Origin of the sequence: Mesorhizobium sp. M8A.F.Ca.ET.218.01.1.1 (genome assembly GCF_004791165.1) — a bacterium.
Taxonomy (GTDB): domain Bacteria; phylum Pseudomonadota; class Alphaproteobacteria; order Rhizobiales; family Rhizobiaceae; genus Mesorhizobium.
Genome location: NZ_SRUZ01000001.1, coordinates 538,879 through 563,195, shown reverse-complemented (window position 1 = coordinate 563,195; position 24,317 = coordinate 538,879). Strand labels below are relative to the sequence as shown.

General features: G+C 63.4%; 21 protein-coding genes. 11 read left to right on the top strand and 10 right to left on the bottom strand.

Translation table 11 applies throughout. The annotated features are described in order from the left end of the window. Positions 1–111: 111 nt before the first annotated feature. The 3 genes from EN861_RS02715 to EN861_RS02705 all read left to right on the top strand — a co-directional run bounded on the left by EN861_RS02715 (position 112) and on the right by EN861_RS02705 (position 2,785). Positions 112–930 carry a sulfurtransferase/chromate resistance protein gene (locus EN861_RS02715; protein WP_135862201.1) on the top strand — a complete coding sequence of 273 codons (819 nt, stop codon included), beginning with the start codon at positions 112–114 and terminating at the stop codon, positions 928–930. After that, positions 927–2,318 carry a chromate efflux transporter gene (gene chrA, locus EN861_RS02710; RefSeq protein ID WP_135862199.1) on the top strand — a complete coding sequence of 464 codons (1,392 nt, stop codon included), beginning with the start codon at positions 927–929 and terminating at the stop codon, positions 2,316–2,318. Before EN861_RS02715 ends, chrA begins: the two co-directional genes overlap by 4 nt. Positions 2,319–2,386: 68 nt before the next feature. Then, positions 2,387–2,785: a hypothetical protein gene (locus tag EN861_RS02705; protein WP_127276403.1), complete on the top strand. Its 399-nt coding sequence runs from the start codon at positions 2,387–2,389 to the stop codon at positions 2,783–2,785. Positions 2,786–2,804: 19 nt separating this feature from the next. Here the strand turns inward: EN861_RS02705 and EN861_RS02700 are convergent, their stop codons facing one another. Together EN861_RS02700 and EN861_RS02695 are read right to left on the bottom strand one after the other, a co-directional pair. Further along, positions 2,805–4,391 carry a trimethylamine methyltransferase family protein gene (locus EN861_RS02700; protein ID WP_135862197.1) on the bottom strand — a complete coding sequence of 529 codons (1,587 nt, stop codon included), beginning with the start codon at positions 4,389–4,391 and terminating at the stop codon, positions 2,805–2,807. A gap of 192 nt (positions 4,392–4,583) precedes the next feature. Next, positions 4,584–6,077: a PLP-dependent aminotransferase family protein gene (locus tag EN861_RS02695; protein WP_127278323.1), complete on the bottom strand. Its 1,494-nt coding sequence runs from the start codon at positions 6,075–6,077 to the stop codon at positions 4,584–4,586. A 301-nt stretch (positions 6,078–6,378) separates the two neighbouring features. On the opposite strand from EN861_RS02695, the gene pgi reads away from it, so the two are divergent. Together pgi and EN861_RS02685 are read left to right on the top strand one after the other, a co-directional pair. Beyond that, complete coding sequence (pgi, locus tag EN861_RS02690) at positions 6,379–8,022, top strand: glucose-6-phosphate isomerase (RefSeq protein WP_135862194.1); 1,644 nt, start codon at positions 6,379–6,381, stop codon at positions 8,020–8,022. A 5-nt stretch (positions 8,023–8,027) separates the two neighbouring features. Next, positions 8,028–8,750, top strand: a complete 723-nt coding sequence (locus tag EN861_RS02685) for an HAD family hydrolase (RefSeq protein WP_135862192.1) — start codon at positions 8,028–8,030, stop codon at positions 8,748–8,750. Positions 8,751–8,896: 146 nt separating this feature from the next. On the opposite strand, the gene EN861_RS02680 is transcribed toward EN861_RS02685, so the two are convergent. The 4 genes from EN861_RS02680 to EN861_RS02670 all read right to left on the bottom strand — a co-directional run bounded on the left by EN861_RS02680 (position 8,897) and on the right by EN861_RS02670 (position 12,031). Further along, positions 8,897–10,066 carry an epoxide hydrolase family protein gene (locus EN861_RS02680; RefSeq protein WP_135862190.1) on the bottom strand — a complete coding sequence of 390 codons (1,170 nt, stop codon included), beginning with the start codon at positions 10,064–10,066 and terminating at the stop codon, positions 8,897–8,899. Between the two features lie 127 nt (positions 10,067–10,193). Beyond that, on the bottom strand, positions 10,194–11,009 hold the full coding sequence (locus EN861_RS02675) for an MFS transporter (protein ID WP_245511982.1): 816 nt from the start codon (positions 11,007–11,009) through the stop codon (positions 10,194–10,196). After that, a complete protein-coding gene (locus EN861_RS36035) occupies positions 11,009–11,230 on the bottom strand; it encodes a hypothetical protein (protein ID WP_245511981.1) in 222 nt (73 codons plus the stop codon). Before EN861_RS36035 ends, EN861_RS02675 begins: the two co-directional genes overlap by 1 nt. Before the next feature lie 12 nt (positions 11,231–11,242). Next, positions 11,243–12,031, bottom strand: coding sequence for an NAD(P)H-dependent oxidoreductase (locus EN861_RS02670; protein ID WP_135862187.1), 789 nt, complete (start codon positions 12,029–12,031; stop codon positions 11,243–11,245). Positions 12,032–12,661: 630 nt separating this feature from the next. On the opposite strand from EN861_RS02670, the gene EN861_RS02665 reads away from it, so the two are divergent. Then, positions 12,662–13,627, top strand: a complete 966-nt coding sequence (locus EN861_RS02665) for a LysR family transcriptional regulator (protein ID WP_135862185.1) — start codon at positions 12,662–12,664, stop codon at positions 13,625–13,627. A gap of 223 nt (positions 13,628–13,850) precedes the next feature. Here EN861_RS02665 and EN861_RS02660 read toward each other — a convergent pair whose 3' ends face one another. Then, positions 13,851–14,555: a 50S ribosomal protein L11 methyltransferase gene (locus EN861_RS02660; protein WP_135862183.1), complete on the bottom strand. Its 705-nt coding sequence runs from the start codon at positions 14,553–14,555 to the stop codon at positions 13,851–13,853. Further along, positions 14,552–16,582: a long-chain fatty acid--CoA ligase gene (locus EN861_RS02655; protein ID WP_135862181.1), complete on the bottom strand. Its 2,031-nt coding sequence runs from the start codon at positions 16,580–16,582 to the stop codon at positions 14,552–14,554. Before EN861_RS02655 ends, EN861_RS02660 begins: the two co-directional genes overlap by 4 nt. Positions 16,583–17,050: 468 nt before the next feature. Here EN861_RS02655 and EN861_RS02650 point away from each other — a divergent pair, with 468 nt between their 5' ends. The 5 genes from EN861_RS02650 to EN861_RS02630 all read left to right on the top strand — a co-directional run bounded on the left by EN861_RS02650 (position 17,051) and on the right by EN861_RS02630 (position 22,313). Then, a complete protein-coding gene (locus EN861_RS02650; RefSeq protein ID WP_127870692.1) occupies positions 17,051–18,643 on the top strand; it encodes an ABC transporter substrate-binding protein in 1,593 nt (530 codons plus the stop codon). Between the two features lie 50 nt (positions 18,644–18,693). Further along, a complete protein-coding gene (locus tag EN861_RS02645; RefSeq protein ID WP_127278115.1) occupies positions 18,694–19,701 on the top strand; it encodes an ABC transporter permease subunit in 1,008 nt (335 codons plus the stop codon). 70 nt (positions 19,702–19,771) lie between these two features. Continuing rightward, positions 19,772–20,626 (top strand): ABC transporter permease subunit, encoded by an 855-nt coding sequence (locus EN861_RS02640; protein WP_174361976.1) that lies wholly within the window; start codon positions 19,772–19,774, stop codon positions 20,624–20,626. A 2-nt stretch (positions 20,627–20,628) separates the two neighbouring features. Beyond that, on the top strand, positions 20,629–21,486 hold the full coding sequence (locus tag EN861_RS02635) for an ABC transporter ATP-binding protein (RefSeq protein WP_127278114.1): 858 nt from the start codon (positions 20,629–20,631) through the stop codon (positions 21,484–21,486). Continuing rightward, the gene (locus EN861_RS02630; protein WP_127278113.1) at positions 21,483–22,313 is read left to right on the top strand and encodes a dipeptide ABC transporter ATP-binding protein; all 831 of its coding nucleotides are present in this window, start codon (positions 21,483–21,485) and stop codon (positions 22,311–22,313) included. Before EN861_RS02635 ends, EN861_RS02630 begins: the two co-directional genes overlap by 4 nt. Positions 22,314–22,339: 26 nt before the next feature. On the opposite strand, the gene EN861_RS02625 is transcribed toward EN861_RS02630, so the two are convergent. Then, positions 22,340–23,602: a cysteine desulfurase-like protein gene (locus tag EN861_RS02625; RefSeq protein ID WP_189343538.1), complete on the bottom strand. Its 1,263-nt coding sequence runs from the start codon at positions 23,600–23,602 to the stop codon at positions 22,340–22,342. A gap of 38 nt (positions 23,603–23,640) precedes the next feature. Next, on the bottom strand, positions 23,641–24,315 hold the full coding sequence (locus EN861_RS02620; protein ID WP_127870695.1) for an amino acid ABC transporter permease: 675 nt from the start codon (positions 24,313–24,315) through the stop codon (positions 23,641–23,643). Between the last annotated feature and the right edge of the window lie 2 nt (positions 24,316–24,317).

The following is a 24,317-nucleotide window of genomic DNA, read 5'->3' as shown; positions in this document are numbered from 1 at the left end:
ACAAGACCGCCCAACAATTCCAACATCACCGCAAGGGGTGCATCGCGACCACCCCGTGAGGCGTCAGCCCAATGTTCGCGTCCAAGCTTCTCTTTTCAGGAGGTGGACGCCATGCCGTCAACAACCGAAATTACCGTACAGCAACTATCCCGTCTGGTTGGTTTGCCCGGCGCGCCTGTAATCGTCGATGTCCGCCTCGATGAGGACTACGATGCCGACCCGCGCCCGCTGCCGGCCTCGCACCGGCGCAACTTCAAGACCGTCTCGACCTGGGCAGCCGACCTTGCCGGCAGCCAGGTGGCCGTGGTCTGCCAGAAGGGGCAAAAGCTCTCGCAAGGCGTGGCCGCCTGGCTGCGGCACCAGGGCGTTGCCGCCGAATCCCTCGAAGGCGGTTTCGAGGCCTGGCGTGATGCCGGCGGCCTACTGGTCCACGCCGCCAAGATCCCGTTCCGCGATGAAAAAGGCCGCACCGTCTGGGTGACGCGGGCTCGCCCCAAGGTCGATCGCATCGCTTGCCCCTGGCTGATCCGGCGCTTCGTCGATCCGCATGCGGTCTTCCTCTTTGTCGAGGCGGCCGAAGTGCCTGCTGTCGCGGACCGCTTTCAGGCCGTGCCCTTCGACATCGACAATGTATTCTGGAGCCATCGCGGCGAACGCTGCACCTTCGACACGATGATCGAGGAGTTCGGGCTGGAATCCCAGGCACTCGATCGCCTTGCCACGATCGTGCGCGCGGCCGACACCGCCAGGCTCGATCTCGTTCCCCAAGCCGCCGGATTCCTTGCCGCCTCGCTTGGCCTGTCACGCATGTTCCGCGACGATCTGGAACAGCTGGAGGCGGGGATGGTTCTCTATGACGCGTTCTTCCGCTGGTGCCGCGACGCCACTGAGGAGACGCACAACTGGCCGGGCGGGGCGAAGCCAACATGAGCAGCCTCATTTCGGGAGAAAGTGCAGACATCGTCGAGGTGCCGGCGGTCCCGAGCTTCCGCGAAGCCACGAAACTCTGGGCGAAGATCGGATTGCTGAGCTTCGGCGGGCCAGCGGGGCAGATCGCGCTCATGCACAAGGAATTGGTCGAGGATCGGCGCTGGATCGGCGAGCAGCGTTTCCTGCATGCCTTGAACTACTGCATGCTGCTGCCCGGTCCCGAAGCCCAGCAACTCGCCATCTACATCGGCTGGCTGCTGCACAGGACGGCCGGCGGTCTCGTCGCCGGCATCCTGTTCGTGGTGCCGGGCGCACTCGTCATGCTCACCTTGAGCATCCTCTATGCGCTCTACGGCGATGTCCCGCTGGTCGAGTCTCTGTTCTTCGGCGTCAAGGCCGCCGTGCTCGCGGTCGTGGTCGAGGCGGTGATCCGCATCGGCCGCCGCGCCTTGAAGAACCGGGTGATGGTGGCGATCGCGCTTTGCGCTTTTCTCGGCATCTATGTCCTCAGCATTCCGTTCCCGCTCATCGTCCTGATTGTGGGATTGGTGGGATGGGCGGGAAACCGCGTCGCGCCAGCCCTGTTTTCCGGTGCGGCGCACGGCAAGAACGATGCTCCCGACATCAAGGGCGCGGTCGACCTGATGTTCGAGCGCGGCCAACTGGCCCATGCCAGACCGACAAGATGGCATGCGCCGCGCATTATCGCGATCTGGCTGCCGATCTGGCTCGGGCCGGTTCTGTTGCTCTGGGCGCTCACCGGGACAAACAGCGTATGGACGCAGATAGGCGGTTTCTTCAGCCTGATGGCGGTCGTCACCTTCGGCGGCGCCTACGCGGTTCTTGCCTATGTCGCACAGGCGGCCGTCGAATCCTTCGGCTGGCTGGCGCCCGGCGAGATGGTCGATGGCCTCGGGCTTGCCGAGACCACGCCGGGGCCGCTCATTCTGGTGTTGCAGTTTGTCGGCTTTATCGCCGCCTTTCGCCACTCCGGCGCGATAGGCCCGTTGTTTGGCGGATCGCTTGGAGCGCTGCTGACCTTATGGGTTACGTTCACGCCCTGCTTCTTCTGGATATTCCTCGGCGCGCCCTATATCGAGGCCCTGCGCGGCAACAAGGCTCTGTCGGCTGCGCTCGGCGCCATCACCGCCGCCGTGGTCGGCGTCATCCTGAACCTGGCTCTATGGTTTGCCTTGCACGTCATCTTCCACGACGTGCGCAAGTTGGGCCTCGGCATGAACGTGCCGGTGCCGTCGTCGATCGACTGGCGCGCCGCACTGCTGTCCTGCGCCGCCATGATTGCCATCCTCAGGCTGAAGGTCGGCATGCTGCCGACACTTGCCGGGTCGGCCCTGGCCGGCGTCTTGCTGCTGGCGGTGAGCGGATAGACGCCGGTCACTATCTTTGTATTCCGCCGGCCAACCACCTAACTGGTGGGAAAACGGATTGGACACTCATGGCGCAACGACGCTCTTCTCTTGGCTTTCTCGGCATGTTCGGCCGCTCGGGTGATCTGCGGCAGCTCGATGCCGCCTTGCGCGGCGCCGACCTGCATCCGGCCCTGGTGCCGGAGGGCGTAAAACTCACCATCGTCAATCTGATGAAGGACCACTGGCCCGAGGAACCGCCGCCGCGGGCCTATCCGCGGGTGGCGACCCTGTTCAGCTACTGCATCGCCGGACCGGAAACCTTCGAGCGGGCGCAAGGTCCGCAACAGCGGCTCGATGCGGAGCGCCGGATCGAGGCGGCTCTCGAAGCCGGCGACGGCCTCGATGCCCAGATCGTGCTGATGGCGCTGCACGCCAAGCTGATCAACGCCGAAGTCGTCGAACACTACGGGCTGGCAGCCGAGTAGACTGTTTGACGAGGAGCGGCTACCCGCCCATACCGCCGCGCGGCAGCTTGATCATGTCGCCGAAGCGGGCGCGCAATTTGTCGTCGAGCAGCTTCGGCACATGGCGCGGAAAGCGCTCGGCAAGGATGCGTTTCTTCTCGATGATCGCCCGCTGCAATATGTCGGGCCGGCCCTTCTCATTCCATTCCTTCGGCGAAAACCGGTCGCCAACGGCGGGATAGAAATATTCCGTCTGCATCAGCCGCAGCGTCTGCTCGTTGCCGAGATAGTGCCCCGGGCCTTTCAGGCAGACATCGGCGATGGTGGCGATCGACAGCGCTTCGTCGGTCACCTCGATGCCGCGCACGCAGCGCAGGCAATGACCGAGCATGTCGTTGTCGATGATCAGGCTTTCCAGGCAGAAGCCGAGCAGCGAGGCATGCATGCCGGCCGATTCATAGACCAGGTTGAGCCCGGCAAGGCCGGCCATTACGTCGGTGATGCCCTTTTCATAACCGGACTGGATGTCGGGCAGCTTCGAATCCGTCATGCCTGCGGCCGAGCCGCCCGGCAGGTCGTAGAATTGCGCCATCTGGGCGCAGGCGGCGGTCAGCACCGCCTGTTCGGCCGAGCCGCCCGACATGGCGCCTGTGCGCAGGTCCGATACGAACGGCCAGGTGCCGAAGATCGCCGGATGCCCCGGCTTGATGGCGTTGACATAGACCAGACCGGCCAGCACTTCGGCCACCGCTTGCACCACGGCGCCGGCAATCGCCGCCGGCGCCGTGGCGCCGGCCTGTCCGGCCGACAGCAGCAGGATTGGAATGCCGCCCTCGACGCATGCTTCGAGCACGCCGCAGGCATCCTCGGCGAATTTCATCGGCGGCACGACGAAGCAGTTCGAGTTCGACACGAACGGCCTGGCGCGGAAATTGTCCTCGCCGCCGGCAATCGCGTAGAGCATTTCGAGCGCCGGCTGCACGTTCTCGCGCACCGTGAACGAGGTGCCGACATGCTTGGACGTGCCCATCACGCAGGCGTAGAGCGTGTTGAAGTCCATTTCGAGCGGATCGGGAATGTCGCGCGGCACCATCGGCCGCTGAAAGAAATGGATGTTGTCGAGCCCTTCGACGATGCGGGCCGCGTCATAGATGTCCTGCAGCAGCGACTCACGGTATTCGCGCTTCTCGACATCGACCAGATGCACGGCGGCACCCGCCGTGCCGTAATGCACGCGCTTGCCCTGTATCACCATGTCGTGTTTGGGATCCTGGCCGTGCAAGGTGAAATTCCGTGCCGCCTTCTTGATCGTCTCGAGCACCAGCGCGCGCGGGAACCGGATGCGGCCGTCATCGCCATAGGTGGCGCCGGCCTGGGTCAGCGCCTCGATGCAGGAGGGGATGGCGTTGGCGAAGCCGACTGTCTCCAGAAGCGTCAGCACCGCTTCGTGGATACGCTCGCGATCATTGCCCTTGAGTGGTCCGTAGCTGCCGCCCTCGAGGCCGGCACGCACCGGTTTGATGTCGTCGGCGAGCGGCGCTGCCCGCATCGCGCGACGCGCTTCGCGCCCCCCGGAGCGGCGGGAGCGTTGATCCGCCGCGTCCTGCTTTTCAAGAACCACTGACATGGAAAACACTCCACCTTTCCTGAGAAACAGCGCGGCGGTTGGTCCACCATCGGCTGCTTCTTCCCCTTTGTGCCACGACTATGCCGCCGGCATTGGCACAGCCTATGAGCCAGCGGGTTCAGTCGAGTATGCCAGAGAAAAGGGAGCGGGAGCCGCTTGAAGGCGGCTCCCGTCAAAGGATCGAAGAATGGATCAGGCCGCGGCGGGTCTGCGGCCAGCGGCGGTGGCCAATTCCCGGATGCCGGGCTCGATGTGCTGCAGCGCGATCGAGGAAATGCCCAACCGCATGAAACGCGAAGGCTTTTCGGTACGGTCGAAGAAGCGGTCGCCCGGCTCGATGATGACGCTGCGCGAGGCGGCGGCCTCGGCCAAACCGCGGGAATCGGTACCCCGTGGTCCTTCCAGCCAAAGCGAGGTGCCGCCGGCCGAATCCGTCGAGCGCCACTCCGGCAAGAAGGCGGAAATCGCATGGACCAGGCGCTTGCGCCGCTCGTCGAAGGCGCTCGACAGCCGCCGCACCAGCGCTTCGTGATGGCCGAGCGAGAGGAACAATGCCACGGCGCGCTGGTTGTTGGCCGGCGGATGGCGCAGCATGAAACGGCGCAGCGCCCGGAGTTCGGCGATCAGTCCAGCCGAGGCCACGATGTAGCCAAGCCGCAGGCCCGGCGCCAGCGTCTTCGACATCGAGCCGACATAGACGACACGGCCGGAGCGGTCGAGGCTCTTCAGCGCCTGCTGCGGTGCCTCGTCGAGAAGCTGGCTGTCATAGCCGTCCTCGATGATGATCTGGTTGTGCCGGTTGGCGCGCGCCAGGAGGTCCTGCCGTCGCTCGGCCGACATCGGCACCATGGTCGGGCAATGATGGCTGGGGGTGACGAAGACGAAGCCGGAATCATTGGGAATGGAAGAGGTTACGATACCCGACTGGTCGACCGGCACCGGCTCGATGTCGGCGCCCGCGAGGCGGAAGATCGAGCGTGCATCGGGGTAGCCCGGATCCTCCATCGCCACTTTCGAGCCCTTGGTCATCAGCAGCGAGGCCAGCATGTAGAGCGCGTTCTGGGCGCCCAGCGTGACGATGATTTCGTCGGGATTGGCGAAGATGCCGCGCCTGGGCAAGAGCCGTGCCTGGATCTGCTCGATCAGCAGCGGATCGTCGCGGTCGACCATGTCGGACGCCCAGTTGCGGATCTCCAGCACGGCCAGCGCCATGCGGTTGCACTCGCGCCACTCGGCGGTCGGAAACAGCGCCGGGTCGAACTGGCCGTAGACGAAGGGGTAGGACGACTTGATCCAGTTCTCGTGCTTGGCCGGCGGCGGCATGTCGCTGGCCGCGATCTGCCGGCGCGCCTTCCAGTCGATCTCGTTGGCCTGGTCGGGCGCCTTCTGGTGCGGCTTGGCCGGCGTCGCCAGCACTTCGGGATTGACGAAATGGCCGCGCCGCTCGCGCGCCACCAGGAAACCCTGGTCGACGAGCTGCTGGAAGGCCAGCACCACCGTGCCGCGCGCCACGCCGAGTTTCTCGGCCAGGATCCGGCAGGAGGGAAGCGGCATCGAAGCGGCGATCTGGCGGTCGAGAATGGCGGCCACGATGGCTTGGCGGATCTGCGCCTGCAAGGTTTGGCCGGATTCGGCCGAAATCCGGAACAGGCCGGACCATATCGCCGTGTCGTTTCTCTGTGGCATGGGAGATGTTCCTCGATGGCCAGCTTTTTTGCTTGGCTGGACCAGCCGAACGTAACCGTGGCACAAGGGGTTGCGCCAATCAATTTTTCTGATCTTTGGGATTTATGCCAGTGATCCTTCAAGCTCGAAATAAGCCGCGACCACCTCGCCGCCCGATACATTGTGTCATCGCATCGTGATGCGCTGCGTCATCGCCGCGTATTGACCGGATGGAATTCGGCTCAATAGTTGTGGCGCGACGACACGCGCCGGAAACATCCGGTCTGATATGGTGCGTCCAAAACGCCAGGAGTCCCCGCCAGTGGATCAGTCAGCCTTCCAGAAACAGCTTGCCGCCCTGCGCGATCATCGCGCCGCGGCGCCTGGCGACATGCGCCAGGTCTTCGCCGCCGATCCGCAGCGCTTCAACACATTTTCCGCCACCGATGATGACCTGTTGCTCGACTGGTCGAAATGCGCCGTCGACGCGCCGACCATGGATTTGCTGGAAAAACTGGCCGCCGCCGCCGATCTCGAAGGACGCCGCGCCGCCATGTTCGCCGGCAAGAAGATCAACGTCACCGAAGACCGCGCCGTGCTGCATACGGCGCTGCGCAACCTCAGCGGCAAGGGGGCCACGGTCGACGGCCAGGACGTCAAGGCGGATGTCATTGCCGTGCTCGACGCGATGGGCGCCTTCGCCGATGCGATCCGCTCGGGCAAGGCAACAGGCGCCACCGGCAAGAAGATCACCGACATCGTCAACATCGGCATCGGCGGCTCTGACCTTGGTCCGGCCATGGCGACGCTGGCGCTCGCTCCCTATCATGACGGTCCGCGCGCGCATTATGTCTCCAACATTGACGGCGCCCATATCCACGACACGCTGAAGGGGCTGTCCGCCGAAACCACGCTGTTCATCATTGCCTCCAAGACCTTCACCACGGTCGAGACGATGACCAATGGGCAGACGGCGCGCGACTGGGTGCAGAAAGCGCTCGGCAAGGAAGCCGTAGGCAAGCATTTCGCCGCCGTCTCGACCGCGCTCGACCTGGTGGCCAAGTTCGGCATCGCGCCGGATCGCGTCTTCGGCTTCTGGGACTGGGTCGGCGGCCGCTATTCGTTGTGGGGCGCGATCGGCCTGCCGGTCATGATCGCCATCGGCCCGAGGAATTTCCGCGCCTTCCTCGACGGCGCGCACGAGATGGACGAGCATTTCCGCACCGCGCCGCTCCAGAAGAACCTGCCGGCGCTCCTGGGGCTGGTCGGCTGGTGGCACCGCGTGATCTGCGGCTATCCGGCCCGCGCGGTCATCCCCTACGACCAGCGGTTGTCACGGCTGCCGGCCTATCTGCAGCAGCTCGACATGGAATCGAACGGCAAGAGCGTCACCCTTGACGGCACGCCGGTGACGACGCCGACCGGGCCGCTGGTCTGGGGCGAGCCCGGCACCAACGGCCAGCACGCCTTCTTCCAGCTGCTGCATCAGGGCACCGATCTGATCCCGGTCGAGTTCCTCGCCGCCGCGGTCGGCCACGAGCCCGATCTCAAGCACCAGCACGACCTGCTGCTCGCCAACTGCCTGGCGCAGTCGGAAGCCTTGATGAAGGGCCGCACGCTGGAGGAGGCGCGCTCGCAGATGCTGGCCAAGGGCATGAAGCCGGCCGATGTCGACCGCATCGCGCCGCATCGTGTCTTCTCCGGCAACCGGCCCTCGGTGACCATCCTCTACCGCAAGCTCGACCCGCGCACCTTCGGCCGGCTGATCGCGCTCTACGAGCACCGCGTCTTCGTCGAGGGAACGCTGTTCAACATCAACTCCTTCGACCAGTGGGGCGTAGAGCTCGGCAAGGAACTGGCGACCGGCCTCCTGCCTGTCGTGGAAGGCAAGGAAAGTGCCGCCAAGCGCGACGCGTCGACCGCTGGCCTTGTGGGATACATCCGCCAATTGCGTGGTTCGGAGTGAAAAGTTTGGCAGACATCAAGGGAATATTGTTCGACAAGGACGGGACACTTGTCGATTTCAACGCGACCTGGCTCGGCGTTGCCGATTTCATGGCCATGGATGCAGCCGACGGCGATCGCTGGAAGGCCGACAGGCTGCTCGCGGCCGCCGGTTTCGATTTCGCCAACCGGCGCTTCAAGCCCGACTCCATCTTTGCCTCCGGCACCAATCTCGACGTCGTCGAACTGTGGTTTCCGCGCCTGTCCAACGAGGATCAGATGCTGGCCGTCGCCCGCTTCAACGAGATTACCTCGGTGCAGGGCTCGGCGATGGCGGTGGCGCTGCCTGATGTCGTCGACACGCTGGCCCTGCTGCACAAGCGATCCTACCGGCTTGGCGTCGCCACCAACGATTCGACCAGCGGCGCCGAAAAAACGCTGGTCACGCTCGGCGTCGCACAACTGTTCGATGCCGCTTACGGATATGACGCCGTCGCCAATCCCAAGCCGGCCCCGGACACCATCCAGGCCTTTTGCGACCTCACCGGCCTGAAGCCAAGCGAGATCGCCATGGTCGGCGACAACAGGCACGATCTCGAAATGGCGCGCGCCGGCGGCTGCGGCCTTGCGATCGGCGTGCTCTCCGGCACCGGCACCCGCGAATCGCTGGCCGAGATCGCCGACGTCATCCTGGATTCGGTTGCCGACCTGCCGGATTTTCTGGCCGCACGGGTCAAGGAGACGGCGTGATCCGGAGAAGGGGTGGGAAGGTGGTTTGACTTCGATGGCCGAGATGGGGCCGTGAGCGGACAGTCAGCTTTCGGGTCTTGGCGATTGGATAACTGCCGTGCGCGGCGGGCACTTCCGAATGGCAGGAAGCTTCCAATTGGAGACGTTTAGGCAGTCAATCCATGGTCCCGAAAGCAGCCAAAGCGCGCTCCCGACACCGTCGCGATAAAGGCGCGCAGGTCGGCCAGCATCAGTTCCGGCTCTTCCAGCGCGGCGAAATGCCCGCCCCGCGGCATGTCGGTCCAATGCACGATGTTGTAGGTCTTCTCCGCGAACGAGCGCGGCGGCGGCAAGAACACTGGATCGGGGAAGGCCGCAACGCCGGTCGGCACCTGGATGCGGGTGCCGGCCGGAAGCATCCGCGACTCCTCAAGCCGGCTGCCGTAGTAGATCCAGGTTGCCGTCACGAACGATGCCGGCGCGATGTAGAGCATGATGTTGGTGAGGAGTTCCTCCTCGGAAAATTTGCTCCAGATGTCGGGGTCGCCATCGGCGGTTGTCGGAAGATCGGCCCACTTGCCGAACTTCTCGAGTATCCAGCCCGCCGCTCCGACCGGGCTGTCGGCCATCGCGACGCCGAGCGTCTGCGGACGGGTTTCCTGCTCGTGAAAGTAGGCGCTCTCCCGATCGGCAATCGCGGCACGCTTGGCGGCGAAGGACTTCTCCTCGTCGGTCGTCGGAGCGGCATCCTCCGCACGCACGGTCATCATGTTGATATGAATGCCGAGCAGAGCGTCCGGTCGATCATGCGCTGCCCAGGCCGCGATGCCGTGGCCCCAATCGCCCCCTTGAACGAAATACCGCGCGTCGCCGAAAAGTTGTATCATCAGCCCATGCACGAGTGCAGCAGCCCGCCGCGGGCCGATCGGGCGCGTGATCGGGTTGGAGAACGCGAAGCCAGGAAGCGAGGGGACGACAACGTCGTGCCCGTCCGCTGCGAGCGGCTGCAACAGCCGCTCGAACTCGAGATACGAGCCCGGCCAGCCGTGGAGAAGCAGTACGGGCGGCTTGGAGCCGTCGCCCTTCACATGAACGAAGTGGAGGTGCTCGCCTTCCACGTCGGCCGTGAAGTTGGGCAGCGCGTTGAGGCGCCGTTCGACCGCACGCCAGTCGTAGCTGTACCGCCAATACGCGGCGAGTCGCTTGAGGTCATCAACCCCGACCCCCGCTGACCAGCCCCCCGCATTCGGCAGCTGGCTCCAGTCATAAGCCTCGACCTTGGCTCTGATCGTGGCGAGCCGTTCGTCAGGAATGTTTATTATGTAGGGTGAAATCATGATGTTCTCCGCTTAAACGGCTGACGACGTTGACCGCCGAAGGGTAATACCGACTGAACTGAAAGCTGCGCACAACGTTTCCTGAAACGCCATCCTTTTTGCGAACGGCGCCACGGCAAAACGTCTGCTATGCAGGTCGGCGTTGCCGTAGGCGCAATGTCCGCTTTCCACCCGAAGCAGTCGCGACCGCGTCGGGCGCGACCTCTTCCGCGGCCGCGACCACGCCAGACTGAACGATCGGGCCAAGACAGAAGCAGCAGGCAGACCAGAGGAGCAGGTTGGCGAACATTGTCAGGACGTGCGGGGCCGAAAAGGGCAGCGTCGCAAGGGCCAGGACCAGACCGACCAGCGCTGCCATCAGGCTGCGCCGCGTGCCGAGTGCATCGCTAAGCCGGCCCCCACCAAAATTCCCGACCACCGCAGCTGCGCCGAATGCCATGAACGCCAAGCTGACTGCGGCAGGAGACACGTGGGTTACCTCCGTCAGCAGCGGTGCGAGAAAGGTGAAAACCACGAATGATCCGCCGAACCCGTTCATGGCGATGAAATAGAGCGCCAGGAGGCGGGGCTTCGCCAATACGGCGAACTGCGACCTTAAACCGGCGGTCGGAGCGTGGGGAATTTCCCGCGGCAACAAAAGTCGCAATAGCGCTGCCGTGAGGGAGCCGAGCACAGCCACCGCCAGCAGCGGTGCACGCCACCCAAGGCTCTGTCCGACGATTGTGCCGAACGGGACACCGATGACCATTGCAAGGGTGAGCCCTGCGAACATCGTCGCCACCGCCCGCGCGCCGCGCTCACGATCCGCCAGGCTCATCGCAATCGGCGCGCCGACGGCGAAGACCACGCCGTGCGCCACTCCTGTCACGATCCGACCGGCCAGCAGCACTTCATCAGTTGGTGCAGCGCCGCCAAGCAGATTACCGAGCGTGAACAGGCTCATCAGTCCACCACAAGCCCGCGGCGGGGAAGCCTTCCAGTAAGGGCCGTGACCGTCGGCGCCCCAACGGTCGCGGCCAGGGCATAGCCAGTCACAAGCAGACCGGCTTGGGGTATCGTTACCGTAAGATCGCGCGCGACATCCGGGACAAGCCCGATCATGACGAACTCCGTCGTGCCGATGGCGAAGGCCGCCACGGCAAGCGCGAACAATGCAGGCGACATCGGTGTTGCTCTTTATGCGTCGATCAGATCGGCAAAGTGCGCGGCGAGGCCGGTTTGGCCCGGCGCAACGTGGTCGGCCATGGTGTGGCGATCGGGGAAGTCGCCGCCGTTTTGCGAACGGAAGGGAATCGGCTTGTCGGTGAATAGCCCGGCGAGACGTACACGCCATGCTGCCTTGATCGCGTCCACTTGCTCCGCCGTCGAAACGTGACCCGCGCCATAGACCGCGTGCGTCGGGAGCACGTCCATGCCGGGATAGAACAGCGCGCCATGAGTCAGCGGGAACAACAGTTGCTCTATCGGCCCGTTGATACCCCGCGGGCCATAATCGGCCACTGGGCCGCCTGCCTGCACGTTGACCAGCGCTCGCTTGCCCTTGAGGATGCCGTCGCCAAAGCGAAACTCGTTGGAGCCATTCTGATAGCCGTAGGCAAAACCGAAGGCATAGACTCGCTCTATCCAGCCCTTCAAGATCGCGGGCACGCCGTACCACCACAGCGGGAATTGCAGGACCACAGCATCGGCCGCGAGCAGCTTCTGCTGCTCGGCGATCACGTCGGGCGTCTGATGCCCGCTTGCGTAAGCTTGGCCCGATTCCATGATGAACGACAGTCGCTCAGGGTTGTTGCGCATCGGAAAGTCATCGGCGTCGTACCCCGCCTTCCACTTCATGCCGTAGAGGTCCGAATGGACCACGGTGTGCCCCGCCGCCGACAACATCTCAGCGGTTACGTCGACCAGCTGCCGTGTCAGCGAAGTGGGCTCAGGGTGTGCGTAAACGATGAGAATATTTCTTTTCACGAGATGGTCTCCGTAGTTGTTGAGAGCTGTGTCTGATGTTCCCGATCGGTATCAATTGCGCGCCAGGGCTTGCGCGTTGGTGACACAGACGTTTTCGGGGATTTTGCGTGCCCCCCCCGGGCGCGCTCGGCTCGATGATGCCGACATCGATTTCGATACTTACACTGTTGACGGCGCGGCGAGGCTCCTCGATCACCAGCAGAATGCTTGTTTCGTTGCAGCAGTTCGCGCCAAAGCGCGCGCTAAGCTAGTCGGGTATGGGATGCTGACTGAGATCACTCGATGCCTCCGGCTCGGGATTGGAAGCCCGGCTGGCCTCAACATGAGTATCTGACTAAGATTTGTGAAATCGATTATCTTGACCCGTGCTATCCAGATAGCGGATATCTAACCGCTGATCGCCACGTTGGCACTTTCACGCGGGCGTTCGATTGGCCCGTCGGTGCCGCACGGCTCCCTCCGCTCCAGTTTGGCGGCTCTCTACCAATCGTAAGAACAGCAGCGATCGCTTTCGCGCCAGCGGCCCGACGCCAACACAGACAGCTTCCCATTAGGCGGCCAAGCCGTTGACGGGCAGCGCCGCGATGATCATATATAGAAATGATTAAACGGCGACTAGGAATAGACACGGTGAATGACAGTCGCATCGACCTCAATCTCTTGGCGACGCTCGAAGTGCTGCTTGCCGAACAAAACGTAACGAAAGCGGCAGATCAACTGCACCTCAGTCAGCCGGCTGTAAGCGCGCAACTAGCACGGCTTCGGGATTTGTTTGACGACCCGCTTCTGCTCCCGACTCGTCGAGGCATGATCCCGACCGCCAAGGCAATCGAACTTGCACCGCAACTGAGAGACGCGCTGGATCACGTGCGCAACGCGTTACATTCTCATCAGGACTTTGATCCCGGCAAGGCCGAGCTTACCGTATCGATCGGCTGTTCTGACTATATCCAGGCAGCAGTGGTGATGCCGTTCGTCTTGGCTCTCCGGCAGACGGCGCCGGGAGTACGGGTGGCCGTACGGCATCTGGTGCCCGAGCTGGTGGAGCAGCAATTGGGGAATAGAGAAGTCGATCTTGTTATCGCTACTCCCGAGCGGTCGGCCCCGCACCTACGGACGTGTCACTTATTCGACGAAACTTATGTCCTCATAGGAAGACACGGTCATCCACGGCTGAAATCGGGTATGACAATAGACGAATATGTCGAATTGGAACACGTTGTGGTGTCACCGCGGGGCGGCGACTTCGAAACGCCAGTGGACAGTGCTTTGGCGACACTTGGTTACCGACGCAACGTCGTCGTGTCAGCGGCCTCCTTTTTGCTCCTGCCGGAGATCGTCTTAGATAGTGATTTGGTTGCACTCGTGCCAAGGCGCCTATTTATTAGGCAATCAGAAAAACTCATGATGGTTGACCTGCCCTGGCTAGGTGAACAATTCAATGTCAGTCTGATTTGGCACGAGAGATGTCATAGGCATGCTGGCCACCGCTGGGTCCGAAACCTGATCGGAAGCCTGGTTGGGGACCACGATAAAGGCGGGTCTAGGGTCGCGGAGCCTGAATCAGATCACGCGCCTCACATCAATGGCTCCTGACCTAGCGGGTCTGCTGCGCTTTGCCGATCAGCATGCAAACGAGTTAAGTGACACCGCAATTTGCCAATGGTCTGAGTGCCCATCTTCGCTATGCCGGGCGCGCCATTCCACAGGAATCGGTGGATGAACGACCGGAATTAGGCGCTAACCAGACGTTCATTCGACCTAAGCAAGCACTGGCTCGAACCCCGGCCGTTCCAGCTATCGGCCTGCGCCCAGCGCCCTACCGCTCTTCCGCCTTAAACCAAAACACCCCGCTCGGTCTGCTCGCAATCCCCTTTGCATCCCCAAAATCCGGCACCTCATATTCAGCGATCAATCGCAGCCGGGTGAGCGGCAAATCGTTGCGGCGGGGGTCGCCGACCAGTACCTCGATGCCTGATGCCAGGCAGCGGTCGAGGAACGGCATAACCCGCAAGGCAACCTCACGGCAGTAGAACACGTCGCCCGCCAGCACGAGGTCGGCGGCCGGTGGCGGGCCTGTGGTGAGATCCTTGTCGAGGATGGTGATCTCGACGGCGTTGGCCGCGGCATTGAGGCGGATCGCGGCGACGCCGTTGCGGTCGATCTCGGCGGCGATCACTTCCGCTGCGCCGGCTTTCGCGGCGGCGATGGCGACAAGGCCCGAGCCGGCGCCGAGGTCGAGCACGCGGCGGCCCGTCACGATCTCCGGATGGTCGAGAATATGGCGCGCCAGCACCGCGCCGCCGGCCCAGGCATAGGCCCAATAGGGTGGCTGCGGCTCGGACTCGTCCAGGTCGTCGCCGGACCCGACGAGCCGCCTCAGCCCGCTGCCCGGGTGAGCGGTGTAAAGCTGGATTTCAGGAAGCGCCCGCACTGGGGCAAGGCGCAAATTCGTCCTGATGAATTCTGCCGGATCAAGGCGTCGGCCGGGCGCATCGAAGTCGGCGGGATCGTCGGCCACTATTCGCGCAACGCCCGCCGCAGGATCTTGCCGACCGGCGTCTTTGGCAATTCGGTCCTGAACTCGATGTATCTGGGCCGCTTGTAGCCGGTCAGGTTCTCACGGCAAAAAGCAGTGATGGCCTCTGCGGTCAGGGCCGGGTCCTTCTTGACGATGAACAGTTTCGGCACTTCGCCCGAATGCTCGTCCGGCACGCCAATCGCCGCCACTTCGAGCACGCCCGGATGCGCCGCCACCACCTCCTCGAGTTCCGTCGGATAGACGTTGAAGCCGGAGACGAGGATCATGTCCTTCTTGCGGTCGACGATCTTGGTGTAGCCGCGTTCGTCCATGAAACCCATGTCGCCCGATTTGAAGAAGCCGTCCGCGGTCATCACCTTGGCGGTCTCGTCCGGCCGGTTCCAGTAGCCGGCCATCACCTGCGGTCCCCTGATGCAGATCTCGCCGACCTCGCCCAGCGGCACGTTGTTGCCGTCGTCGTCGCGGATGGCGATTTCGGTCGAGGGCAGCGGCAGGCCGATGGTGCCGGTGAACTCGCCGGAGCTGAACTTGTTGGCCGTCGCCACCGGCGAGGTCTCCGAAAGGCCATAGCCTTCGCTGATGGGGCAACCGGTCAGCGCTTTCCAGCGCTCGGCGACGCCCTTCTGTACCGCCATGCCGCCGCCCAAGGTCAGAAGCAGGGGCTTGAAGTCCAGCTTGCGGAAGTCCTCATTGTTGAGCAGCGCGTTGAACAGCGTGTTGAGGCCCGGAAAGATATGGATCGGGTATTTGCCCATTTCCTTGACGAAGCCTGGAATGTCGCGCGGATTGGGAATCAGTATGTTCTGGCCGCCCATCTGCATGCCCATCAGCGCATTCACCGTCAGCGCGAAGATATGGTAGAGCGGCAGTGCGCAGACGAGGTTGAGATGCGCCGGCTTTGGCTTGACGGTGTAGGCGTCCTGCAGCCACAGCGCATTCTGCGCGACATTGGCCAGCACATTGCTGTGCGAGAGGGTCGCGCCTTTGGAGATTCCGGTGGTGCCGCCGGTATATTGCAGGAAGGCGACGTCGTTGGCGGCTACCGTGGCCGGCTTGAAAGCCATGCCGCGTCCGGCCTTCAGCGCCGCATTGAACTTGACATGGCCGGGCAATGACCAGGCCGGCACCATTTTCTTGACGCGGCGCACCACCAGATTGACGATCGAACCCTTCAGGCCGCCGAGCAGGTCGCCCATGGCCGCGACGACGATGTGCTTGACCGAGGTCCTGGCGACGACCGCCTGCAAGGTGTTGGCGAAGTTTTCGAGAATGACGATGGCCTGTGCCCCGGAATCCTTGAGCTGATGCTCCAGTTCGCGCGGCGTGTAGAGCGGATTGACGTTCACCACCGTGAAGCCGGCGCGGGCGACCGCCATCATCGCCACGGGATACTGCAGCACGTTCGGCATCATCAGGGCGACGCGCGCGCCCTTCTGCAATCCGGTGGACTGCAGATAGGCACCGAAGGCCGCCGAAAGCTGTTCGAGTTCCGCGTAGGTGATGGACTTGCCCATGCAGGTGAAGGCCGGCTGACCGGCGAACTGCTTGCAGGCGCCCACCAGGAAGTCGCCGATGGAACCGTAGGGCAGGGCGCCGATCTCGGCAGGCATGTTCTTGGGATAGCTGTTGAGCCATGGCTTTTGCGGCAGGCCGGCGGCGAGTTCGGTAAGCGCCTTCGGCAGCCGCTGGCTGGTCGCCGTCGCCGGCTTCGAGGCCGGTGCGGTCTTCGCTGGTGGCGAGTTCTTCGTCGTCGTGGCCTTGCCCGGTCCGGCCTTGCCCGATCCCGTCCTCGCCGCGGGCGCCTTTGCCGGCGCGGCTTTCGCAGCCGGCTTCGTGGCGGTGCTGGCTGTGGCCGCGGCTTTCGCCGGGGGGGCATTCCTGGCGGGTTTGGGCGCCGCCTTCGCGGTCGCTGCCTTGCCCGCGGCCTTGCCTTGCCCGTCTCCACCGGCGGCTGGTTTCGAGGCCGCCTTGGCCGGCGCTTTCACTGGGCTCTTCGACGCTTTTGCCACCCGTTCCTCCTCGACAACCCTGGTCGCCTGTTTCTCGTTGGCCTGTGCCGCACCGCCCCCGGATTGATGGAGACGCCCTCCGCTGCCGCCAGTTGTCCATCTATGTATTGCCTCTATCGGCGGCGGTGCAAGTCTTGCCCCAGCGGCAGGACGCCGAAAGATTTGCCGCCGTAAATCTTTCCCGCCGGCCACAGCTGGAACCGGCATCTTCGCGCATCCGCGGCCGATGAAGACAGGGGCGCGGCACCCCTGTCGCCGGACGTCGGATCAATAAAAAAATGCGGTCGTTAATAATCTCGTGAATAGAAAGAACTGCTAATTTTTTCTGCCATTTAGCAAAATGGCGGATTTTTTTCCTGCTTCCCGCGGGGTAAGCAAACGGGGTGTTCCAAACCCGGAAAAACGGTGCTTATATGCGCGCTTCGCGAGCCTGATAGAGGGGCTTGGAAGAACATCAGGGAGTGCTCAATGAAGAAGAAATTGACTTTTGCAGCCGCGTTGCTGGCTGCAAGCGTCCTGGGCGGCGTGGCCAACGCGAAAACTCTGGTCTACTGCGCGGAGGCGTCGCCAGAAGGTTTCGATCCGGCGCCGTACACCGCGGGACAGACGTTCGATGCGTCCTCGCGTACCGTCTTCAACCGCCTCGTCGAATTCGATCACGGCAAGACCTCGGTCTCGCCCGGCCTGGCGGATAGCTGGACCATTTCCGACGACGGCAAGGAATATACTTTCAAGTTGCGCAAGGGCGTCAAGTTCGCGCCCACCGACTACTTCACCCCGACCCGCGACCTGAACGCCGACGACGTGGTGTTCTCGTTCCAGCGCCAGGTCGATAAGAACGGCCCCTGGTTCCAGTACATACCGGGCATCGCCTATCAGTATTACAATGATCAGTTCGGCGACAACATCACCAAGGTCGAGAAGGTTGACGACCTGACGGTGAAGTTCACCCTCAAGGAACCGGCGATCACCTTCATTCCGACGCTGGGCATGGATTTCGCCTCGATCGTCTCGAAGGAATATGCCGACAAGCTGCAGGCCGACAAGACGCCTGAACTGTTCAACCAGAAGCCGGTCGGCACCGGCCCGTTCATCTTCGTCGACTACCAGACCGACGCCGCCATCCGCTACAAGGCCAACCCGGACTATTGGGGCGGCAAGCAGAAGATCGACGATCTGGTGTTCGCCATCACCACCGATCCGGCGGTTCGCGCGCAGAAGCTGAAGGCCGGCGAATGCAACATCATGTCGTATCCGGCACCGGCCGACATCGCCGGCCTGCAGGCTGATGCGAACCTGACGGTCGCGGAGCAGGAAGGCCTGAACGTCGGCGCGCTGATGTACAACACCCAGCAGAAGCCGTTCGACGACGTGCGCGTCCGCAAGGCGCTCAACATGGCCATCAACAAGAAGGCCATTATCGACGCCGTGTTCCAGGGCGCCGGCCAGGTGGCGATCAACCCGATCCCGCCGACCATGTGGTCCTACAACAAGGACGTGAAGGACGATCCGTACGATCCGGACGCGGCCAAGAAGATGCTTGAAGAGGCCGGTGTCAAGGACCTCAAGATGAACGTCTGGGCCATGCCCGTGTCGCGCCCGTACATGCCGAACGCGCGCCGCACCGCCGAACTGATCCAGGCCGACTTCGCCAAGGTTGGCGTCACCGTCAACATCGTCAGCTACGATTGGGGTGAATACCTCAAGCGCGCTTCGGCGGTCGATCACGACGGCGCCGTCATCGTCGGCTGGACCGGCGACAATGGCGATCCGGACAACTTCCTCGGCGTGCTCCTGAGCTGCGCGTCCGTCGGTTCGAACAACCGCGCGGAATGGTGCAACAAGGACTTCGATGCGCTCATCAACAAGGCCAAGACGGTTTCCGATCAGGCCGAGCGCACCAAGCTCTACGAACAGGCGCAGGTCATCTTCAAGGAGCAGGCACCGTGGGCGACGCTCGCCCACTCCAAGGTGTTCATGCCGATGCAGAAGACCGTCTCCGGCTTTGCGATGGATCCGCTCGGCATCCATCGCTTTGACGGCGTCGATATCGCCGAATAAGGTTCGCGAAACGGGGCGGCGCCACAGGGCGCCGCCCCACCTCGCCCGCCATGCTGCGTTACATCCTCGGCAAGCTCGCCCTCATCATCCCGACCTTTATCGGGATAACCATCCTCGCTTTCGGCTTCGTGCGCATCCTGCCCGGTGATCCGGTGCTGGTGCTTGCGGGCGAACGTGGCCTGTCGCCCGAACGCCACACGGCGCTGATGCATCAGTTCGGTTTCGACCTGCCGATCTGGCAACAGTATCTGACCTACCTGACCAACATCCTCAGCGGCGATTTCGGCACCTCGTTTTCGACCAAGACACCGGTGCTGAAGGATTTCCTGGTGCGGTTCCCGGCCACGGTCGAACTCGCCATCTTCGCCATGATCTTCGCCGTCATCTTCGGTGTCGCCTTCGGCATTTTCGCTGCCATCCGCCGTGGCTCCTGGTTCGACCAGCTGACCATGGGCACCGCGCTCGCCGGCTATTCCATGCCGATCTTCTGGTGGGGGCTGCTGCTGATCATCGTGTTTTCCGGTACGCTGCACTGGACGCCGGTCTCCGGCCGCATCGACCTTCTCTATTTCTTCAAGCCGGTGACCGGCTTCATGACCATCGATTCCCTGATCTCGGGGCAGAAGGGCGCCTTCCGCTCGGCGGTGTCGCACCTCATACTGCCCACCATCGTGCTTGGCACCATTCCGCTGGCGGTCATCGCCAGGCAGACGCGATCGGCTATGCTCGAAGTGCTGGGTGAGGACTATGTTCGCACCGCGCGCGCCAAGGGCCTGGCGCCGCGCCGTGTCATCGGCCTGCATGCCTTCCGCAATGCGCTGATCCCGGTCGTCACCACCATCGGCCTGCAGGTCGGCACGCTGCTCACCGGCGCCATCCTGACCGAGAGCATCTTTTCGTGGCCGGGCATCGGCAAATGGATGATCGACGCCATCTCCAAGCGCGACTATTTCACCGTGCAGGGCGGGTTGCTTTTGATCGCGCTGATCGTCATGTCGGTGAACCTTATCGTCGACGTGCTCTACGCCGTCATCAACCCGCGTATCCGGGCGAATTGACATGACCAATGAAGGCCCAGCCACCATCGAAGCCGCGACCGTCGTCAAGCCGCAGGATGCCCGGCTGCAGATGTTCGCCGAGTTCTGGCACTATTTCTCGATCAACAAGGGCGCGGTGATCGGCCTCTTCGTCTTCGCCCTGCTGATCCTGATCGCCATCTTCGCGCCGCTGCTCGCACCGCATTCGCCTGACGATCAGTTCCGCGACTTCTTCCTGACGCCGCCGGCCTGGCAGGCGGGCGGCAACGCGCAGTTCCTGCTCGGCACCGACGCCGTCGGCCGCGATATGCTGTCGCGCCTGATCTATGGCTCGCGCTTTTCGCTCGCCATCGGTTTCGTCGTCGTCACCACGGCGCTGATCTCCGGCGTCATCCTCGGCCTGCTCGCCGGCTACTGCCGTGGCTGGGTCGACACGCTGATCATGCGCATCATGGACATCATCCTGGCCTTCCCATCGCTGCTGTTGGCGCTGGTGCTGGTCGCGGTGCTCGGCCCCGGCCTCGTCAACGCCATGATCGCCATCGCCTTCGTGCTGCAGCCGCATTTCGCCCGGCTCACCCGCGCCGCGGTGATGGCGGAAAAGACCCGCGAATATGTGGTCTCGGCCAAGGTCGCCGGCGCCAGCCATCTCAGGCTGATGCTGGTCACCATCCTGCCCAACTGCATCGCCCCGCTGATCGTGCAGGCGACACTGTCCTTCTCCAACGCCATCCTCGAGGCCGCCGCCCTTGGCTTCCTCGGCATGGGCGCCCAGCCGCCGACACCCGAATGGGGCACGATGCTCGCCGAAGCGCGCGAATTCATCCTGCGCGCCTGGTGGGTGGTGACCTTCCCAGGCCTCGCCATCCTGATCACTGTCTTTGCCATCAACCTGATCGGCGACGGCCTGCGCGACGCCCTCGACCCCAAGCTGAAGAGGTCGTGAGCATGTCCCTGCTCGAGATCAAGAACCTCACCGTTTCCTTCGACACCGCCGCCGGGCCGTTCATGGCCGTGCAAGGCATCGACCTTTCGATCGAGCCGCGCGAAGTGCTGGCGATCGTCGGCGAGTCCGGCTCCGGCAAGTCGGTGTCGATGCTGGCGGTCATGGGGCTGTTGCCCAACACCGCGACTGTCAAGGCCGACCGCATGGCCTTCGACGGCGTCGACCTGTTGAAGCTCAGCCCGTCCGAACGCCGCAAGATCGTCGGCAAGGACATCTCGATGATCTTCCAGGAGCCGATCGCCAGCCTCAACCCGTGCTTCACCGTCGGTTTCCAGATCGAGGAGGTGCTGCGCTTCCACATGGGCATGGACCGTGCCCAGCGCCGGGCCCGCGCCATCGAGCTGATGAAGCTGGTCGGCATTGCCGATCCGGAAGAACGGCTGAGCTCGTTTCCGCACCAGATGTCGGGCGGCCAGTGCCAGCGCGTCATGATCGCGATCGCGATTGCCTGCAATCCGAAGCTTTTGATCGCCGACGAGCCGACGACCGCGCTCGACGTCACCATCCAGAAGCAGATCCTCGATCTGCTCGTCTCGCTGCAGGCCAAATACGGCATGGGCCTGATCATGATCACCCACAATATGGGCGTGGTGGCCGAGACCGCCGACCGCGTCATCGTCCAGTACAAGGGCCGCAAGATGGAAGAGGCCGACGTGCTGTCGCTGTTTGAATCGCCCAAGAGCAATTACACGCGCGCGCTGCTCTCGGCGTTGCCGGAAAATGCCGTCGGCGACCGGCTGCCGACCGTTTCCGACATGCTGTTCGAGCCTGCCCCCTCGGTAGCGGGAGCCTCCGCATGAGCACCACGGTCCTCGAAGGCAAGAACATCGTTCGCGACTATCATATCGGCGGTGGCCTGTTCACCGGGCCGCGCACCGTGCATGCGGTCAAGGGCGTCTCCTTCACCGTGGACAAGGGCAAGACGCTCGCCATCGTCGGCGAAAGCGGCTGCGGCAAGTCCACGCTCGCCCGCATCATCACCTTGATCGATCCCGCGACGTCGGGCGAGCTGTTCATCGACGGCAACAAGGTCGATATCGCCAAAGGCGGATTGACCAAGGAAATGCGCCGCAAGGTGCAGATCGTCTTCCAGAATCCCTACGGATCGCTCAATCCGCGCCAGAAGATCGGCGACGTGCTGGGCGAGCCGCTGCTCATCAACACCGACAAGCCAGCGGCCGAACGGCGCGACCTCGCCATGAAGATGCTGAAGAAGGTCGGCCTCGGCCACGAACACTACAACCGCTATCCGCACATGTTCTCGGGCGGTCAGCGCCAACGCATCGCCATCGCCCGCGCGCTGATGCTGAACCCCAGCCTGCTGGTGCTGGACGAGCCGGTTTCGGCGCTCGACCTCTCGGTTCAGGCGCAGGTGCTCAACCTGCTCGCCGACCTGCAGGACGAATTCCAGCTGACCTATGTCTTCATCAGCCACGACCTGTCGGTGGTGCGCTACATCGCCGACGATGTGATGGTGATGTATTTCGGCGAGGCCGTCGAATACGGCTCGCGCGACGAGGTCTTTTCGGACCCCAAGCACAGCTACACCAGGACGCTGTTTGCCGCCACGCCGCGCGCCGACGTGGCAAGCATCAAGGCGAGGCTGGCGAAGAAGAAGGCGGCCTGACCGGAGGTCAGGCACGGCGCATCCGGCTACGACAGCTTGGCGATGATAGCGCGCAGCGCCTCGCCGAATTTGTGGATCTCCTCGACCGTGTTGTAATGCACCAGCGAGGCGCGGATGGCGCCGCTGTCCATCGACAGGTTGAGGCGTTTCATCAGGCGGGGCGCATACATATGGCCGTCGCGGATGCCGATCTGCATATCGGCCATTTCCTCGACGATGCGCTGCGGCGACAGCTTGCCGATGTTGAAGCAGAAGGTCGGCACGCGCTCGTTGAGGCGGGCCTCGTCGGCGACACCGTAGATGGTCGCGCCGCAGGCCTTCAGCACGCCCATCATCTCGCGCGCCAGCAGCAACTCATAGTCGCGGATGGCGCCCATGCCGGCGACGATGTTGTCGCGCCGCGAGCGGTTGTTGGAGGGGGCGAGATTGCGGCCGATCAGTTCAAGATACTGCACGGCGGCATCCATGCCCGACACGTTCTCGTAGATGAATGTGCCGGCCTCGACCTTGTAGGGCGGCTCGTCCGGGATGAAATCCTCGCGGAAGGTCGGCAGGCGTTTCAGCGTCTCGAAGCGGCCCCAGAGGAAACCCATATGCGGCGAGAAGTTCTTGTAGCCGGAACAAACGAGATAATCGCAATCCCAGGCCTGCACGTCGATCAGCCCGTGCGGTCCGTAATGCACGCAATCGAGGAACACTTCGGCGCCAACCCTATGCGCGATGTCAGCGACCGAGGCGACATCGACGATCGAGCCGATCGAGTGCGCGGTGACCGTGCAGGCGACGAGGCGAGTGCGGTCCGAAACCAGCGGCTTGAGATCGTTGACATGCAGATTGCCATCCTCGCGCATGCGCCACCATTTGAACTTGGCGCCGGCGGATTCCAGCGCCAGCCAGGTGGCGATGTTGGCATCATGGTCCATGTCGGTGACGACGATCTCATCACGCTCGGAAAGCATCTGGCCGATGCCGAGGCTGACCAGGCGGATGAAGGAGGTGGCGTTCATGCCGAAGCAGATTTCCGCCGGGCTGTAGGCATTGATCAGCAGGGCGACGCTTGTCCGAGCATCGGCGACCGACTGATCGACGGTGACGCTGCGGCCATAGCGGCCGCCGCGCTGCACATTGTGCGAGACCAGGTGGTTGGTCACCGCGTCGAGCACGCTCTGCGGAATCTGTGCCCCGGCGGCATTGTCCATGAAGATGAAATCGCCGGCTCGCTGCAGGGCGGGGAACATGGCGCGGATGGTGTCGACGGGGAAGCCGCCAGTGGCCTGGGGATTGCTCAATTGTATCTCCTGCGAAGTGCTTGCGGGGTGGTAGGTGGCTAGCGGGCCTTCTCGTCCTTGAAGCGGGCTTCAAGCAGGCTGACGAGACGAACCATCGGCCAAAGGAAGATGAGATAGACCAGTGCGGCGCCGATCAGCGGCGAGGGGTTGGCGTAGAGCGACTGTGCGTTGGTCGCTTCCTTGAGCAGTTCCGGCAGGGCCACGGTGGAGGCCAGCGAAGTGTCCTTGAACATCGAGACGCAGTTGCTGGTCATCGGCGGGATGACGACGCGCACCGCCTGCGGCAGCACCACCTTGCGCAAGGTCAAAAGGAACGGCAGGCCAAGCGCCTGCGAGGCCTCGAACTGGCCGCGCGGAATGCTCTCTATGCCGGAGCGAAACACTTCGGCCGAATAGGCCGACATGATGATGGCGAACGCGGTCACTGCCGACGCCCAGGACGACAGGCGTATGCCGAGGAACGGCAGCGCGTAGTAGATCAGGATCAGCACGACCAGCACCGGCAAGGCGCGAAAGATGTCGGTGTAGCCGACCGCCAGCCAGCGCAGCGGCTTCGGCGCATAGAGCCGCAACAGGCTGATCACCAGGCCGATGGGAATGCCGATACCGATGCTGAGCAGGCCAAGCAGCAGCGTGTTCAGGAAGCCGCGCAGCAGCGCCGGCAGGCTCGACGCGATGACGTCGGCGTTGAAGAAAGTGTCGATCAGCGACATCA